Genomic DNA, 14,818 nt, shown 5'->3' with positions numbered 1-14,818 from the left:
CCCGCCGATGCTGTCGATTCAGGGACGACAAGCACTCGCGAAGCTGATGCTTCCGCTCTTTTTCGTGCTGTCGATCGGGCTCGTGATGCTCGGTCTCACGCGACGCCCGGTGGTCGACCGGCTGCGCATGGATGTGGCGGATGCCCTTTCGCCCGCCTATCGTCTCATGGCAGCCCCGGGAAGCGCACTGGCCGATCTGCGCCGCGATCTCGTCGGGCTGACCGCGCTTGCCGGAGAAAATGCCCGTCTGCGTGCCGAAAATGCGAAACTGCGTCGCTGGTATGACGTCGCCGTCGCGCTCGCCAACGAGAATGCGCAGCTCAAGGCCAATCTGCACTGGATCCCCGATAACGCACCGAGTTTCGTGAGCGGTCACGTCCTGCGGGATGCAGGGGGGCTTTACGGACGCTCGGTTCTGCTTGCCGTGGGCGAGGGGCACACGCTTCTGCCGGGGGATGTCGCGCTGGACGCCGCCGGTCTGCTGGGGCGTGTCACGGAGACGGGCGACCGCACGGTCCGCATCCTCCTCATCAATGACGAGGCGAGCCGTATTCCCGTGATGCTCACCGCGTCGCACGGCAATGCGATCATGGCAGGCGACGGCTCTCCCTATCCCCGTCTGATCTATTACGCCCAGGACAACCGCCCCGTGGAGGGCGAGCGCGTGATCACGGCCGAGCAGCCCGCACCGGGCGGGCGGGCGCATGGCGGTTTTGCCGGAATGCCGGGCGGCCTCGTGGTCGGGACGGTTCATTACCTCCATCCGGGCTCGCCGGTCGTGGTGCCGGAAGCCTCTCTCGATCACCCGGACATCATTCGCGTCTTCAACTACATGAACGCGGATCATGACGGTCCGCAGGCACCCGGGCGTGTGCCGCTGACGCCTCCTATGCCGGTCGCGCCGGCCCTTCCGTTCATCCCGTTCCAGAAGCCGATGCGGGGGCAGGGGTGACATCATGGTGACCCATCGCCTCAACCCGGAGATTCATCCCGGCATCGCACCGCGTCCGACGCTGAGACGACGCCTCGACATGGCAATGCGCGCCCTGATGCCGTCTCTCTTCGTCGTGGTGAGCATGGTGATCCTGTCGGCGGATCTGGGCCTTCCGGGACAGGCAGAACTGTCTTTCGCGCTGGCAACCGGCACGGTCTTTTTCTGGTCGGCCCATCGTCCTGCCTCGATGACTGCTGTCATGACGTTCTGCATCGGTCTGATCGGCGAGCTTCTCGGCTTCGGTCCTCCGGGCGTATTGCTTTTTTCCCTGCTCGTCATGCATGGCGTGGCCCATCTCTGGCGCTACGGCCTCAGTCGTATCAGCTTTCTGTTTGCCTGGGCGCTTCTCGGAGCGCTGTCGCTTGTTTTGTCGTTGTTCGGCTGGGCCATCGCGTGTATCGGATCGTTGACTTTCCTGTCGCCGGTTCCGAGTCTTTTCCAGATGGCGGTGACGATTGGTGTGTATCCGACATTGAGCGCGTTGTTCAGCTGGGCGCGACGCACGGTGGCTGATCCTGAGCAAGCCTGAGGGCCCGGTTTTGAGCATGACGTCCCGATGCCGCATCGCCTCCTGCGCCGGTTCCGAACCCGGTGGGGCCGTCGTTGTATCCGGCGGTGCCGATCGTCTAGAGTGCGTGCGATGAAATTCAGGCGCTCCCCGAAAGACCGGTCGCGCGGCAAGCGCGAGGAGATCCCGCCATCGCGTGGGGTTTTCACGCGTCGTGCGCTGGTCGTTCTGGCGACGCAGGCCGGGGTGCTCGGGGTTCTGGGAAAGAAACTCTACGATCTCCAGGTGCATGAGGGCGATCATCTGCGCGATCTGGCCGCGCGCAATCGCACCAGCAAGCGCCTTCTGGCGCCTGCGCGCGGCCAGATCAACGACCGTTTCGGGATCCAGCTCGCGGGCAACAAGGTGAACTGGCGCGCATTGCTCATGCCGGAGGAGACGACCGATGTCAGGGCGACCATCGCGCGCTTCGGTCAGATCATCGCCCTCGACGATCGCGATCAGGCGCGGATCGCGCGCGATCTGCGGCATATCCGCAAATATGTTCCCGTTGCGCTCAAGGACTTCCTGAGCTGGGACGATATGGCCCGGATCGAGCTGAACGCCCCGAGCCTGCCCGGCGTGCTGATCGATGTGGGTTCGACCCGTCTCTATCCTTACGGTGCACAGCTCGCCCATATCGTGGGTTACGTGGCCCCGCCCAACGAACGCGATGTGGCGGCGTCGCCGATGATGGCGCTTCCGGGCATGCGTGCCGGTCGTGCCGGAATCGAGCAGACCCAGGACACCCTGCTGCGCGGGGAGCCCGGCTCGGTCGAGATGGAAGTCAATTCACGCGGGCGCGTCATGGGCGAGATCGACCGGGTCGACGGCCAGCAGGGCGACGAGATCGTTCTGACCATCGATGCCGGGTTGCAGCAGATGGTTCTGAACCGCGTGGGCGATCAGGCCGCCAGCGTCGTGGTGATGGATTGCCGCAATGGCGAGGTGCTGGCCATGGTCAGCACGCCTTCTTTCGATCCGTCGCTCTTCGATTCCGGCGTCAGCCATGCGCAGTGGATCGAATGGACGAACAATGTCCGGACGCCGCTCATCAACAAGACGGTCGCCGGTGTCTATCCTCCGGGATCGACCTTCAAGCCGGCAGTGGCTCTGGCGGCCCTGCAAACCGGCCAGATCTCTCCGCAGGATCGCTTCAACTGTCCCGGCTATTACGACATGGGCGGGGTGCGCTTTCATTGCTGGTCGCGCTGGGGGCATGGCAACATCACCATGCAGCAGGCGCTCATGTATTCCTGCGACGTCTATTTCTATCTCGCAGCGCGCAAGATCGGCATGGAGCCGATCAAGACCATGGCGAACAGTTTCGGTCTCGGGACGAAACTCGATATCGAGCTCTCCCATATCCGCTCGGGTGTGATTCCGACGCCGGAATGGCGGCAGAAGCACGGTCATCACTGGAACGGCGGCGATACGGTCAATGCCGGGATCGGTCAGGGCTTCGTTCAGGTGACGCCGCTCGAGCTTGCCACCTATGTCTCGCGCATCGCCTCGGGGCGCAACGTCACCCCGCATCTCGTCCGTCGCATCAACGACCGGGATTCGGCGCATACGCCGCTCGATGCCGCGCCCGATATGGGGGTCGACGAGGCGCATCTCGGCGTGATCCGTCAGGGGATGTACGATGTCGTGAACGCGCCCCATGGAACGGCGCCCAAGGCGCGGCTCTCCATCCCGGACGTGTATATGGCCGGAAAGACCGGATCTGCGCAGGTGCGGCGCGTCTCGCGCGCCTTGCGCGAGAGCGGGCATTTCAACTCGATGAATCTCCCCTGGGAGGAGCGACCCCATGCGCTCTTCATCTGCTTTGCGCCGTTCGACGCGCCGCGCTACGCGATTGCGGTCGTGATCGAGCATGGCAATGGCGGAGCGGATGCGGCGGCACCGCTGGCACGCGATATCATGACGGATACGCTCACCCGCGACCCCGTCAATCACGATCACGTTCCCGGCCAGGCCGTCGCGGATGCCGATTGATGAAGTGGCAGAAACGCCTGTGGCGTCCTGAGCCGAGTTTCCGGCTTCTGGGCAAGCTGCTCCAGATCAACTGGTTCTATGTCCTGCTCATCTGTGTTCTCGCCGGTGTGGGATATCTGGCGCTCTATTCTGCGGGCGGGGGGGCGGCTCGTCCCTTCGCGCGCCCCCAGATGGTGCGTTTCGCATTCGGGCTCGTCATGATGATCGTGGTGGCGCTCACCAGCCCCCGTTTGCTCCGGCTGCTCTCGATACCGGTCTATCTGGCTGCGATCACGCTGCTGACGCTCGTCCTGCGCATGGGGCATGTCGGCAAGGGGGCCGAGCGCTGGATCAATCTGGCGGGCATCCAGTTCCAGCCCTCCGAGTTTGCGAAGATCGCGCTCGTTCTGGCTCTGGCGAGCTGGTTTCATCGCATCGATATCAGGCGCATGGGTAATCCGCTCAGGCTGGTGGCGCCCGCACTGCTTACCCTCTTGCCGGTGGTCCTCGTCCTCAAGGAACCGAATCTCGGGACGGCGGTCATCATCGGGGTCATCGGTGCGAGTATGTTCTTCGCTGCCGGCATGCGGCTCTGGCAGATCCTGATCCTCGTGGCGCCGATCCCTTTTCTCGGCAAGTTCGTCTATGCCCATCTGCATGACTACCAGAAGGCGCGGATCGATACTTTCCTGCATCCGGAGCACGATCCGCTCGGTGCGGGGTACAACATCATCCAGTCGAAGATCGCCCTCGGTTCGGGAGGAATGTGGGGCGAGGGCTATCTGCGCGGTACGCAGGGGCAGCTGAACTTCCTGCCGGAGAAGCAGACCGATTTCATCTTCACCATGATCGGGGAGGAATGGGGCTATGTGGGCGCGATCTCGGTCATCGGTCTTCTCTCGCTGCTCGTGATCGGTGGGATGCTCATGGCGCTGCGCAGCCGGAACCAGTTCGGACGCCTTCTGGCGCTGGGCATTTCGGTCGATTTCTTTCTCTACTGCGCGGTCAATCTCTCGATGGTGATGGGCGTCATACCCGTTGGTGGCGTTCCGTTGCCGCTCATTTCCTATGGCGGCTCGGCAATGCTCACGATGATGTTCGGTTTCGGTCTGCTCCTGTCGGCCTGGGTCCACCGCAATGAACCCGACCGTGTCGAGCGTGCATCCGGGCGATAGCGGCGCGGCAGCGCGCGCCTGAGCCTCAGAGCAGGGCGACGAAGGCGGCTTCTGCCGGAGAGAGCGAGCGCGCATTGCGCACGAGCGAGAAGCTGCGCTCGGGAAACGCGATCCCGACATGATGCAGGATGCCGCTCTCGATCGGTCCGGCCACGACACTGGCGGAGAGCACGGTTGCCGCATGACCCGTCGCAACCGCATTGGCGACAGCCTCGTTCGAGGTGAGTTCCATGATCACATCCAGCCGGTCGGGATCGGTCCCCCACGTTCTGAGCGCCTTTTCGAAACTGGCCCGCGTGCCCGAGCCCCGTTCCCGCAGGATCCACGGGCTGCCGGACAGGTCACGGGGGAGTGGCGGGCGCGTGGCCCAGGGATGGGACGGGGCCACCACGAGCAGGAGCCTGTCACGGGCGATCCTGCGCGTTTCGAGGCCAGGCGCCGATGCTTCGCCTTCGATCAGTCCGAAGGAGAGAGCATCGTCCGAGAGATGACGGCATATCTCCTCGGTGTTGCTGATGGTCAGGGCAAGCCCGATGGACGGGTGACGGGCATGGAAACGATTGATCCGAGCAGGCAGCCAGTAGCTCGCGACGGTCTGGCTCGCCCAGAGATGCAGCATCCCCGTTTCGAGCGAAGTCAGATCCATCATGCGCTGCCGGGCGGCTTCGGCGCGTGCGAGCACGGCACGGGCTTCCGGGAGGAACAGTCGGCCCGTATCGGTCAGCGCGATGCGTCGTCCGACACGGTCGAAGAAGCGCAGGCCGAATTCCTGCTCGAGCGTCGTGATGGCATGGCTGACCGCGGATTGCGTGAGACAGAGCGCCTCGGCCGCGCGCGTCATGTGCTCGCGCTCCGCGACAGCGACGAACAGGCGGAGTTGCTCGAGCGTCACGACGGCAGCCAGCCGAGCAGCGAGAGCAGAATGGCTGCGATGAGCGCGCAGAGAAACAGGCAGAACACCCCTTCGAGGCCGCTCAGCGCGATCTTTCGCGGTTCTTCTGCCGAGAGCGCCGCCTTTACCTGACGAAACCGCCACCAGCTCGCCGGGAGCAGGGCCAGACCGGCGCAGATCGTCGCAACGCCGATCCAGGCCGATGCGCCCGGGTGGGAAGGCATCGCGACGTGCCGCTCGCTGCCGATCAGGCGCAGGAAAATATTGAGCTTTGCCAACATGCATCCGATGGCGACCATGGCCAGTGCCGTGCGCACCCAGGCGAGAAAGGTCCGCTCGTTCGCGGCATGGTCGGTATAGCGGGCGATCATCGGCTGACTTTCACGCTTGAATTGAAGGGGAAGGGAAAGAGGAAGGGAAAACAGGAAGGAAGCGGAAGGGAGGCGGAGGAAAGGAGAGTGCAGGAACGGGCGATATCGTTGGCCGGATGACAGGGCAGGTCGGATGCGCAAGAGCGCGTCCGGAGGTCATAGGCGAGAAGAGGCAGTCCGGAGGCGGGCAGCGAGTTCGGCAGCCAGATCATAGGCCTGCTGGCGTATTTCGGGAATGGCGATGGATTCGAACATGGTGCCGAGGCGTGCCGGACCGAGCGTATAGAGCGCAGACCCGGACCGGTCGCCCTTGCCGGTCGGTCGGGCGGTCAGGCGACCCGTTTCGTCCGTGTCCAGTCCCATTCCGTTATGGCCGGGTCGGGCCAGACCGGACGAAAAAAGATCGTCCAGCAAGGGGGAGCCGACGCGGTCGTAGCGCAGATCGGGACCGGTACAGTTCAGCACCCGCCCGGCCCGTAGAACGCTCTGTCTCCCGTTGTGGATGGCAGTGACCGTCAGGCCTGCCTGATCGGCGGTAATGCCGGTCACGCGTCCGGCATGGAGTTCGAGCGTCCCGGCCTGCTGCTCATTATGCAGAAAGGAGGCGATCTGCGGGGCGATCCGGTGCCGGGCGATATCCCAGCGTCTCCGGAGATGGCGATCGAAACGCGCTCTCTCCGCCGCGGAGAAACCCTGCCAGAGGGAATTGCTCACGGATCGCAGGCTGTCGACGGCCGCGCGCCACGGCACACCGCTTCGGATCGCGTCATGGAACTGGCGAACGCAGACCCCGAGACGCGCATCGCCGCCCGCCATGTCGATGACGGGGACATCCGGAAGAGGCTCCGATCGATGCGCTTCTGGCCGTTGCGCTTTTGGCCTATGCGCTTCCGGTCGATGTGCTTCCGGGAGGCGCGCATGACGGGAGAGGAGGCATATCGTTCCCCTATGTCCCTCGAGCCGGGCTTTCATGACCATGTCGATGGCTGTCAGGCCGCTTCCGATCAGTACCAGGGGCTCATCCGGCCCGCTTATTCGGGCTCCCTCCCGCCACACATCGTTGACATAGCGCGGATCGGCGAGAATTCCCGCGCTAAGGCCCGGTATCGGTGCGGGAGGAAAATGTCCGAGCGCCAGTACGACCGTGCTGGCGTCGATCTCCCGACCCGAGCCGAGCCGGAGCCGGTAGCCTCCGCTTCCGGCCGCGGTTCGGGACATGCGGCAGGAGACGACCTCGTCCCGGAGGAGAGTGGCACCGCTCTCCTGCAGAAGCTGCTCGATATAGAGGCCGTACAGCGCGCGCGGTATGAAGGCGCCCGGGGCGATGCCGGGATCGATCTGCCGGTGCAGCCACCGGACGAAATGATCGGGCGCCTCGGCCAGACCGCTCATGCCCGATGCCGGGACGTTCAGAAGATGCCCGATACAGCGCGTGCCGTAAGCCGCGCCCAGTGCGAAACGGGGGGAGGGATCGACGATCAGGCAGTCGCGACCTTGCGTGCGCCGCAAGGCATGAGCGAGCAGGGTCGCACTGGCGCCCCCTCCAATGATGACGATTCCGGACGGATTGTTCATGGCATCGATCTTCCTCTGTGTCGGGGAAGTATGATCGGCGGAAATCGATCGATCCAATTGATCCTGTGAATGAAACCGATCGAAAAAACAGATCGTTCTGCCGGGGCGTTGCGTGGGATCTCCGGGCGGATCGCGTCGTTTCGACGATGGGTCTTTCCCCGTGCTCCTGTGCTCCTGTGCTCCTGTGTTCCTGCGATCCGGCGAGGCCGGAGCGGGGGACTGGCGGGACTGCCCGCAGGGTGGCAGGTATCGAGGGCAGGTATCGGGGGCTTCCTGTCCTTCCAGGCCCCCCGGGATGGACATGATGCCCATGTCATTGTCACCGGCGATTGTCACCGGCGGCGCCCCGGCCGACGCATCCGGCGCGGCGTTCCCGAAGAGCAGATTCTCCGGGCGCAAACGCGCCCCACCGGGAGCAACGGTGGGGCGGGAGCATCCCGGACCGTGCGATCAGCCTTCGATCTGGCCGAACTCCGCGATCTCGGCGAGGGTCTCGCCGATTTGTGCCAGCAGGCGCAGGCGATTGAGGCGTCGTGCCGGATCGGGATCGTTGACCGTGACCTCGGCGAAGAACTCGTCGAGGCTCGGGCGCAGACCGGATGCCGACCGCATGGCGTCGGCAAAGCGTTCCTCGATCAGGGCTGCATGGATCTCGCGCCGGGCGGATGCGAGCGCCGTACCGAGGGCATGCTCCTCCTCCTGCGTGTAGAGCGCGGCATCGGGCTCGCCCTGATGAGGACCATCCTTGCGATTTTCGATGCGCAGTATATTCGCGGCGCGCTTGCTGGCCGCAAGCAGATTGCGCCCGTCATCCGTATCGATCATCTCCGCCAGTGCGGCGGTGCGCGCCAGAAGACGAACCAGATCGCCATCGAGTCCGCCCGCCAGCGTGGCCGCCAGAACGTCGTGACGTTCGCCCTCGGTACGAAGCTGCACACGCAGACGTTCGGCAATGAAGCCCGGCAGGGCTGCAAGGGCGCTGCCCTCGCGTTTCTGGTCGGACAGGTCTCCGGGCAGGTTTTCGGCGGCGCTGTCGATCAGCGCCGTCAGATCGAGACGAAGCCCGTTGTCGCGGACGATACGGATGATCCCGAGGGCCGCCCGACGCAGGGCATAGGGATCGCCCGAGCCGCTGGGCGTCTCGCCCATGGCGAAGAAAGCCGTAAGCAGATCGAGACGATCGGCGAGCGCCACCGCGACCGAGACAGGGGCGCGGGGCGTTTCGTCGCCGAGGCCACGCGGCATGTAATGTTCGGCCACCGCAGCCGAGACGGCCGCGTCTTCATGGTCGTGACGGGCATAATATCCCCCCATCACCCCCTGAAGCTCGGGAAACTCGCCGACCATGCCGGTGGTGAGATCGGCCTTTGCGAGACAGGCGGCGCGCTGCGCCTGCGTCCGTGCGGCTGCGTCCAGCCCCATCGCCCCGGCCACGATCCCGGCCAGTGCGACGATGCGCTGCACCCGTGCGCCCTGGCTTCCCAGGCGGGCATGGAACGTCACGGCGTCGAGAGCGCCGACACGATCGGCCAGTTTCGTCTTGCGGTCGAGATCCCAGAAATGACGCGCATCGGCAAATCGCGCCCGCAGGACGCGCTCATTGCCCGCAATGGTGAGCGCGCCGCCATCGGCGAACTCCATGTTGGCGATGAAGGCGAAATGCGGGGCTGCCTTTCCGTCTGCCATGCGCAGGGCAAAGTAACGCTGGTTGATCCGCATCGAGACCTGCATCACCTCGGGCGGCAGATCCATATAGGCGTCGTCGATCCGTCCCAGAAGCGCCACGGGCCATTCGGCAAGCCCCGAGACTTCCTCCACGAGCTTCTCGTCCTGAACGAGTGTCAGGCCCGCCCTGTCGGCCTGGGCCTGAAGACCCTCGCGGATGATCGACAGGCGTTGCGCCGGGTCGAGTACGACCTTGCGTGCAAACAGCGCCTCTCTGAGCTGCGCATAGGAGGTCACGTCGAAAGCGCCCGGAGCCATGAACCGATGGCCCTCGGTCTGCGTGCCGGCGCAAAGACCGTGAGCGTCGTCGTTTTCCGTGGCGAGACCGAACGGCACGAGAGCCCCGTCGAGCAGACAGATCACGCGCCGCAGCGGCCTCACCCAGGTGAACGCGCTTCCCTCGCCCCAGCGCATGGATTTCGGCCAGGGAAACCGCCAGAGAAGGGCGGGAATGGTGGCCGCGATCTGCTGCGCCGCGCCGATTGCCGGTACGGTACGATTGAGCACCCAGAAACCGTTTTCCAGCACCAGGGCCTCGCGTTCGGCCCCGTGTTTGCGCAGGAACCCTGCAAGGGCCTGTTCGGGCGCGCTCTCGCGCGGGCCGCGCTCGGTTTGCGTCGATTCCGCGATCCCTTCCGAGATCTGCATGGTCACGCCGATCCGGCGTGCGCCCCAGAAGGCGGTAACGGCCTGGGGGGAGAGGGGTGCCAGGGCGTCGCTTGCAAGACGCGCGAGATCCTGCCCGGCACTCTCCTGCATTCTGGCCGGGATTTCCTCGCAATCGAGGACGAGAAGGAATTCGGCCATCAGTTCGACTCCTCGTCGCCGGCGAGCCAGGTTTCGCAGCAGAGTTTCGCGAGCGTGCGGACACGGCCGATATAGGAGGCGCGCTCGGACACCGAGATCACGCCGCGGGAATCGAGCAGATTGAAGAGATGGCTCGCCTTGACGCATTGGTCGTAGGCGGGCTGCGCAACGCCGGCTTCGGCCAGACGCACCGATTCCGCCTCTGCATCGCGAAAATGGCGCATCAGCATCTCGGTATCGGCCAGCTCGAAATTATGACGGGAATAATCTCTCTCGGCGCGCAGGAAGACGTCGCCATAGGTCAGGCCCTGACCGTTGAAATCGAGGTCATAGACATTCTCGACGCCCTGGACATACATGGCCAGACGTTCCAGACCATAGGTCAGCTCGGTGGAGGGGACGACGGTGGGTATGCCGCCGACCTGCTGGAAATAGGTGAACTGCGTGACTTCCATGCCATCGCACCAGACCTCCCAGCCAAGCCCCCATGCGCCGATGGTGGGGTTCTCCCAGTCATCCTCGACGAAGCGTATGTCGTGTTTCCCGGGATCGATGCCGATCGCGCGATAGCTGTCCAGAAGGAGGCGCTGGCTGTCTTCCGGTGTCGGCTTCAGCAGCACCTGATACTGATAATAGTGCTGAAGCCGGTTCGGGTTCTCGCCATAGCGCCCGTCGGACGGACGGCGACAGGGCTGCACATAGGCGGCCTTCCAGGGCTTGCGTCCCAGCGCACGCAGGGTGGTGTGCGGCGAGAGCGTGCCTGCGCCGAGTTCGGTGTCATAGGGCTGGAGCAGGGCGCAGCCCTGAGCCGACCAGAACTGGTGCAGACGCAGGATCAGATCCTGGAAGGAAAGGGGACGGTCGCCGTCAGCGGGCAAGGGGGTCAAGAATCGAGGCTCCGGTCTTGTTCGATCCCGACAGTCTATCGTGCAGCCGCTCACAAGAAAACCGCCCGGGAAAAACCGTCCCCGGGCGGGCCGGGCCGGTTTCCGCCATTCGCAGGCATGGCCCGGCCCCGGCTGCGTTGCAGGAAGCTCTTGCAAGCCCATGCCGCGCTCGCCACATTACGCACTGTAATCGATACCGACCGGATGGAGTGTCATCCCCATGAACCAGCAAGAGCGTGATCTCATTTCGCAATTCGTCGCCCGTGTCGGCGGGGCGCCGAGCAGCGGGTTCGGTGGCTCCCAGGCCCCGGCCAATCTGCCGCCCATCGACCCGGAAGCCGATCGCTGGATCGCAGAGAACTTCCAGAAATATCCCGAAGCCCGCTATCGCGTGACACAGATGGCGGTCGTGCAGGAAGTGGCTCTGGCAGAGGCGCAGAACCGCATCCGCCAGCTCGAGTTCCAGCTTCAGCAGGCACAGGCCCAGTTGCAGCAGGCGCAGCAGCAGCGCCCCCAGGGCAGCGGCGGCCTCTTCGGCGGTCTGTTCGGCGGCGGAAACCGGCAGCAGCAGGCGGCTCCACCACCGGGATGGGGCGGTCAGCCCCAGCAGGGATACGGTTACGCACCTCCTCCGCAAGCAACCCTGCCGCCCGGTTATTCCACCGGCATGTTCCAGCAGCGCGGCACCGGCTTTCTCGGCTCGGCACTGACCACGGCCACCGGTGTGGCCGGAGGCATGCTGGCGGCCAATGCGATCGAAAGCCTGTTTTCCGGTCATCATGGTGCCGGGGCTGGCGGATTCGGCAGCGGCGAGACCGTCATCAACAACAATTATGGCGATGCGGCCGGAAACGATCCTTTCGCCGGGGGCGGTCAGGATGCCGGCCAGTCCTACGATGCCGATAACTGGGGCGGCGGCGGCGATGCCGGCGGCTGGGGCGATTCCGGCGGCGGTTGGGGCGACGACTCCTTCTAGAAACCTGCCTGAAAACCGGCGCGGCAGGTGCTCCCCGGCGAGCGACGCCTGCCCGGTCAGGGGCTTGCCGCGCCGTTTCCGGCCGCGCGGCCCCAGACATGTTTTCCGCATGTCGGGACGGCAGAAAGAAAGAGGAGGCCGGTGGCGGTGCCCCGGTCCGGGAATCCGGTTTCCCTGTCGTGATCCGTATCGCGGTTCCGGTTCCGGTGGGAGGTCCGATCCTGTCAGGAACGCGGCGCGTAAAAGGCAGGAAGGGAGGAACCCATGCGAGACATCCGCATCCCGCGGCGTATTCTGCTCACGAATGATGACGGGATCGACGCTCCCGGTTTGGCGGTACTCGAGGAGATCGCCCGGTCCTTCACCGACGATGTCTGGGTTGTCGCTCCCTCGCAGGACCGGAGCGGCATTTCCCACGCGCTGAGCCTGCACGATCCGCTGCGTATCCGCCAGCTTGGACCCAGGCGCTTTTCCGTCACGGGCACGCCGGGTGACTGTGTTGCTATCGCTGTGAGGCAGATCCTGCGGGAGTCCTCGCCCGATCTCCTGCTTTCCGGTGTGAATCAGGGGGCCAATCTGGGTGTCGAGACGTTCTTTTCCGGAACGGTCGGCGCAGCGATGACCGCAAAACTGCTCGGCATTCCGGCAATGGCGCTCAGTCAGGCGTTCGCCGACCGGTCCAGCGTGCCCTGGGCCACGTCGCGCGGTCTGGCTCCCGATGTTCTGAGCCGCCTTCTGCCCTTCATGGACGAAGAACCCTCCTGTCTGAACGTGAATTTTCCAGCCATCGCGCCCGAGCATGTCCGGGGCGTACGTCTGACGGAGCAGGGCCAGGGCAAGCTGACGGATGTCGCGGTTCTGGAACGGGAGGATGCGAGAGGTCTCGCCTATAGCTGGCTGACTCTCGTGCATGATGCGTCATCCGATCGCCCCGGCACGGAAACCCATGCCCTGGCGCAGGGGTGTATCAGCGTGACGCCGCTTTCCTTCGGGCGTACGGATGAGACATTGCGACGCCGTATCGAATCAGGCTTCGGGCAAGACGTCCGCGCGTGACGCGCGCTTGGGCTCTGCGGGAAACCCAGGAAGACCGGCACTGCAAGACACCGGAAACCAGGACACCGGGAACAGGGAAACCGGAAACAGAATCGCCGGAAACGACCCGTTTTTCCTCTCGCTGCTGGCGGATGCCGATGGAAACGCCGATGAAAAGGCCGATGAAAACCGGTGCGGCGCGACAACCCGCGCCTCTCCCTCACGTTGCTTCCTGCATTGCAGTCCGACTCCAGATGTGAGGGAAAAGGTGATGAGGGACGAAAATCTCGACTGGGCCGATGTCATGGCATGCGACGATCTCAAGGAAGAGGTCATCACGCCGGTCACGGTCGGAGACAGGGCGCTGGTCCTGTATCGTCAGGGTGCCTCGATCCGGGCCTTCGATGGGAAATGTCCCCATAAGGGGGCGCCGATGGAGCAGGGTGTTGCCTGCAAATCCCGCCATGGCGATGTCCAGCTCGTCTGTCCCTGGCACAAGGCGACGTTTTCCGCCGAGAGCGGCCGTCTGATCGAGCCGCCTGCCCTCGATCCTCTGGCGCGTTATCCGGTCGAGATCCTCGATGGCCGTATTCTCGTCGGTAATGCGAAGATGAAGGCGGATGCGCCGCTCCCGATGCGCGAATACGAAACCGTCGCGGTGGTGGGGGCTGGCGCTGCCGCGATTGCGGCGGCCGTCACGTTGCGGGAGGAAGGATATGCAGGGCGGATCGTCCTGATCGGCCCTGAGGAAGAGGCACCCTACGACCGCACGGCCCTGAGCAAGATGACCCTCGCTTCGGGCGATAAGGATCAGGCTCCGCCCGCGCTGAGAGAGGCTTCATGGTACGAGCGCAACCGGGTGGAATTGCTGCGCGACCGGGTAGTCAGACTCGACATGGATGAGCGGGTTCTCACCCTTGCCGCCCACGAGCCGATCCAGGCCGATCATGTTCTTCTCGCCTCGGGATCGCGCGCGAAAACGCTTGCGATACCGGGCGCGGATCTTGAGGGTGTGCATGTGCTGCGCAGCGCAGCCGATGTCCACGGTATCATTGCGGGGCTGAGCGAGAACGCCACCGCGGTGGTGGTCGGGTCCGGCTTCATCGGCATGGAGGCGGCGGCGGCCCTGCGTAAACGCGGCGTGGGCGTGACCGTCGTTTCCCAGAGCGAAATGCCCTTCGAAAAGCAGCTCGGAAGGGAAATCGGATCCGAGATGCGGAGCCTGCACGAGAGCAAGGGGGTTGCGTTCATCCCGGATGCCAGTGTCGAGGCATTCCGGGGGGAGGGACAGGTCAGCACGGTGCTCCTCGACGACGGGAGCGAGATCGGCGCATCGCTCGTTCTGGTGGGCGTGGGCGCGGAACCGGTGCTCGATTATCTCGGCAGCTATCCGCGCAGCGAAAATGGCGGGATCGATGTCGATGCGAGCATGTGTGTCGCTCCGGATATCTATGCGGCGGGCGATATCGCGAGCGTCGAACATGACGGGCAGCGTTATCGGATCGAGCATTGGCGTCAGGCCCAGTGTCAGGCCCGTATCGCCGCGCGAACGATGCTCGGCCTCCCGGGAGGGACGCAGCCCACGCCCTGGTTCTGGACACAGCAATACGATCGCAAGCTCGAATATCTCGGCTGGCCCCAGCCCTATGAGAGTGTCGTGATCGAAGGTGCGCTCGACCGGTTCGATTTCACGGCACGGTTCGTCCGCGAGGGGAAAACCCTCGCTCTCGCGACAGCCGGGCGGCCGCAGGAAATGGGGAAAGCGGCCGTCACCTTCGACGACGCTTGACACAAGGGGGGTGGAGCGGCTTCCTGCGCTCCATCAGCAGGGGGTCTCGCCCCTGCTCCCCGCAAGTC

The 14,818-nt window shown here is 64.7% G+C and carries 12 protein-coding genes; 7 read left to right on the top strand and 5 right to left on the bottom strand.

Features of this window, described 5'->3' with window-relative positions; genetic code table 11:
* Positions 1 to 7: 7 nt before the first annotated feature.
* From mreC to rodA, 4 genes are all read left to right on the top strand, one after another.
* Complete coding sequence (mreC, locus tag SSA02_RS11650) at positions 8 to 952, top strand: rod shape-determining protein MreC (RefSeq protein ID WP_147094253.1); 945 nt, start codon at positions 8 to 10, stop codon at positions 950 to 952.
* Between the two features lie 4 nt (positions 953 to 956).
* A complete protein-coding gene (locus SSA02_RS11645) occupies positions 957 to 1,523 on the top strand; it encodes a hypothetical protein (RefSeq protein ID WP_147094252.1) in 567 nt (188 codons plus the stop codon).
* 111 nt (positions 1,524 to 1,634) lie between these two features.
* Positions 1,635 to 3,539, top strand: coding sequence for a penicillin-binding protein 2 (gene mrdA / locus SSA02_RS11640; RefSeq protein WP_147094251.1), 1,905 nt, complete (start codon positions 1,635 to 1,637; stop codon positions 3,537 to 3,539).
* Positions 3,539 to 4,693: a rod shape-determining protein RodA gene (rodA, locus tag SSA02_RS11635; RefSeq protein WP_147094250.1), complete on the top strand. Its 1,155-nt coding sequence runs from the start codon at positions 3,539 to 3,541 to the stop codon at positions 4,691 to 4,693. Before mrdA ends, rodA begins: the two co-directional genes overlap by 1 nt.
* Before the next feature lie 25 nt (positions 4,694 to 4,718).
* Here the strand turns inward: rodA and SSA02_RS11630 are convergent, their stop codons facing one another.
* The 5 genes from SSA02_RS11630 to SSA02_RS11610 all read right to left on the bottom strand — a co-directional run bounded on the left by SSA02_RS11630 (position 4,719) and on the right by SSA02_RS11610 (position 10,950).
* On the bottom strand, positions 4,719 to 5,585 hold the full coding sequence (locus SSA02_RS11630) for a LysR substrate-binding domain-containing protein (RefSeq protein ID WP_147094249.1): 867 nt from the start codon (positions 5,583 to 5,585) through the stop codon (positions 4,719 to 4,721).
* Positions 5,582 to 5,956, bottom strand: coding sequence for a YidH family protein (locus tag SSA02_RS11625; protein ID WP_147094248.1), 375 nt, complete (start codon positions 5,954 to 5,956; stop codon positions 5,582 to 5,584). Before SSA02_RS11625 ends, SSA02_RS11630 begins: the two co-directional genes overlap by 4 nt.
* A gap of 156 nt (positions 5,957 to 6,112) precedes the next feature.
* Complete coding sequence (locus tag SSA02_RS11620) at positions 6,113 to 7,531, bottom strand: FAD/NAD(P)-binding protein (RefSeq protein ID WP_186807778.1); 1,419 nt, start codon at positions 7,529 to 7,531, stop codon at positions 6,113 to 6,115.
* A gap of 450 nt (positions 7,532 to 7,981) precedes the next feature.
* A complete protein-coding gene (glyS, locus tag SSA02_RS11615) occupies positions 7,982 to 10,063 on the bottom strand; it encodes a glycine--tRNA ligase subunit beta (protein ID WP_147094246.1) in 2,082 nt (693 codons plus the stop codon).
* Positions 10,063 to 10,950, bottom strand: a complete 888-nt coding sequence (locus SSA02_RS11610) for a glycine--tRNA ligase subunit alpha (protein WP_147094245.1) — start codon at positions 10,948 to 10,950, stop codon at positions 10,063 to 10,065. The genes glyS and SSA02_RS11610 overlap by 1 nt, the downstream gene beginning before the upstream one ends.
* Positions 10,951 to 11,170: 220 nt before the next feature.
* On the opposite strand from SSA02_RS11610, the gene SSA02_RS11605 reads away from it, so the two are divergent.
* The 3 genes from SSA02_RS11605 to SSA02_RS11595 all read left to right on the top strand — a co-directional run bounded on the left by SSA02_RS11605 (position 11,171) and on the right by SSA02_RS11595 (position 14,750).
* The gene (locus tag SSA02_RS11605; protein WP_147094244.1) at positions 11,171 to 11,926 is read left to right on the top strand and encodes a DUF2076 domain-containing protein; all 756 of its coding nucleotides are present in this window, start codon (positions 11,171 to 11,173) and stop codon (positions 11,924 to 11,926) included.
* Positions 11,927 to 12,190: 264 nt separating this feature from the next.
* Entirely contained in the window at positions 12,191 to 12,982 is a 792-nt protein-coding gene (gene surE, locus SSA02_RS11600) for a 5'/3'-nucleotidase SurE (RefSeq protein WP_147094243.1), read from the top strand.
* A 250-nt stretch (positions 12,983 to 13,232) separates the two neighbouring features.
* On the top strand, positions 13,233 to 14,750 hold the full coding sequence (locus SSA02_RS11595; RefSeq protein WP_186807777.1) for an FAD-dependent oxidoreductase: 1,518 nt from the start codon (positions 13,233 to 13,235) through the stop codon (positions 14,748 to 14,750).
* Positions 14,751 to 14,818 lie beyond the last annotated feature (68 nt).

This window comes from Swaminathania salitolerans (assembly GCF_007988945.1).
In the GTDB taxonomy this organism is placed as follows: Bacteria; Pseudomonadota; Alphaproteobacteria; order Acetobacterales; family Acetobacteraceae; genus Swaminathania; species Swaminathania salitolerans.
Note: the sequence above shows the minus strand (reverse complement) of the source record. Positions and strands in the feature narration are given on the sequence as shown.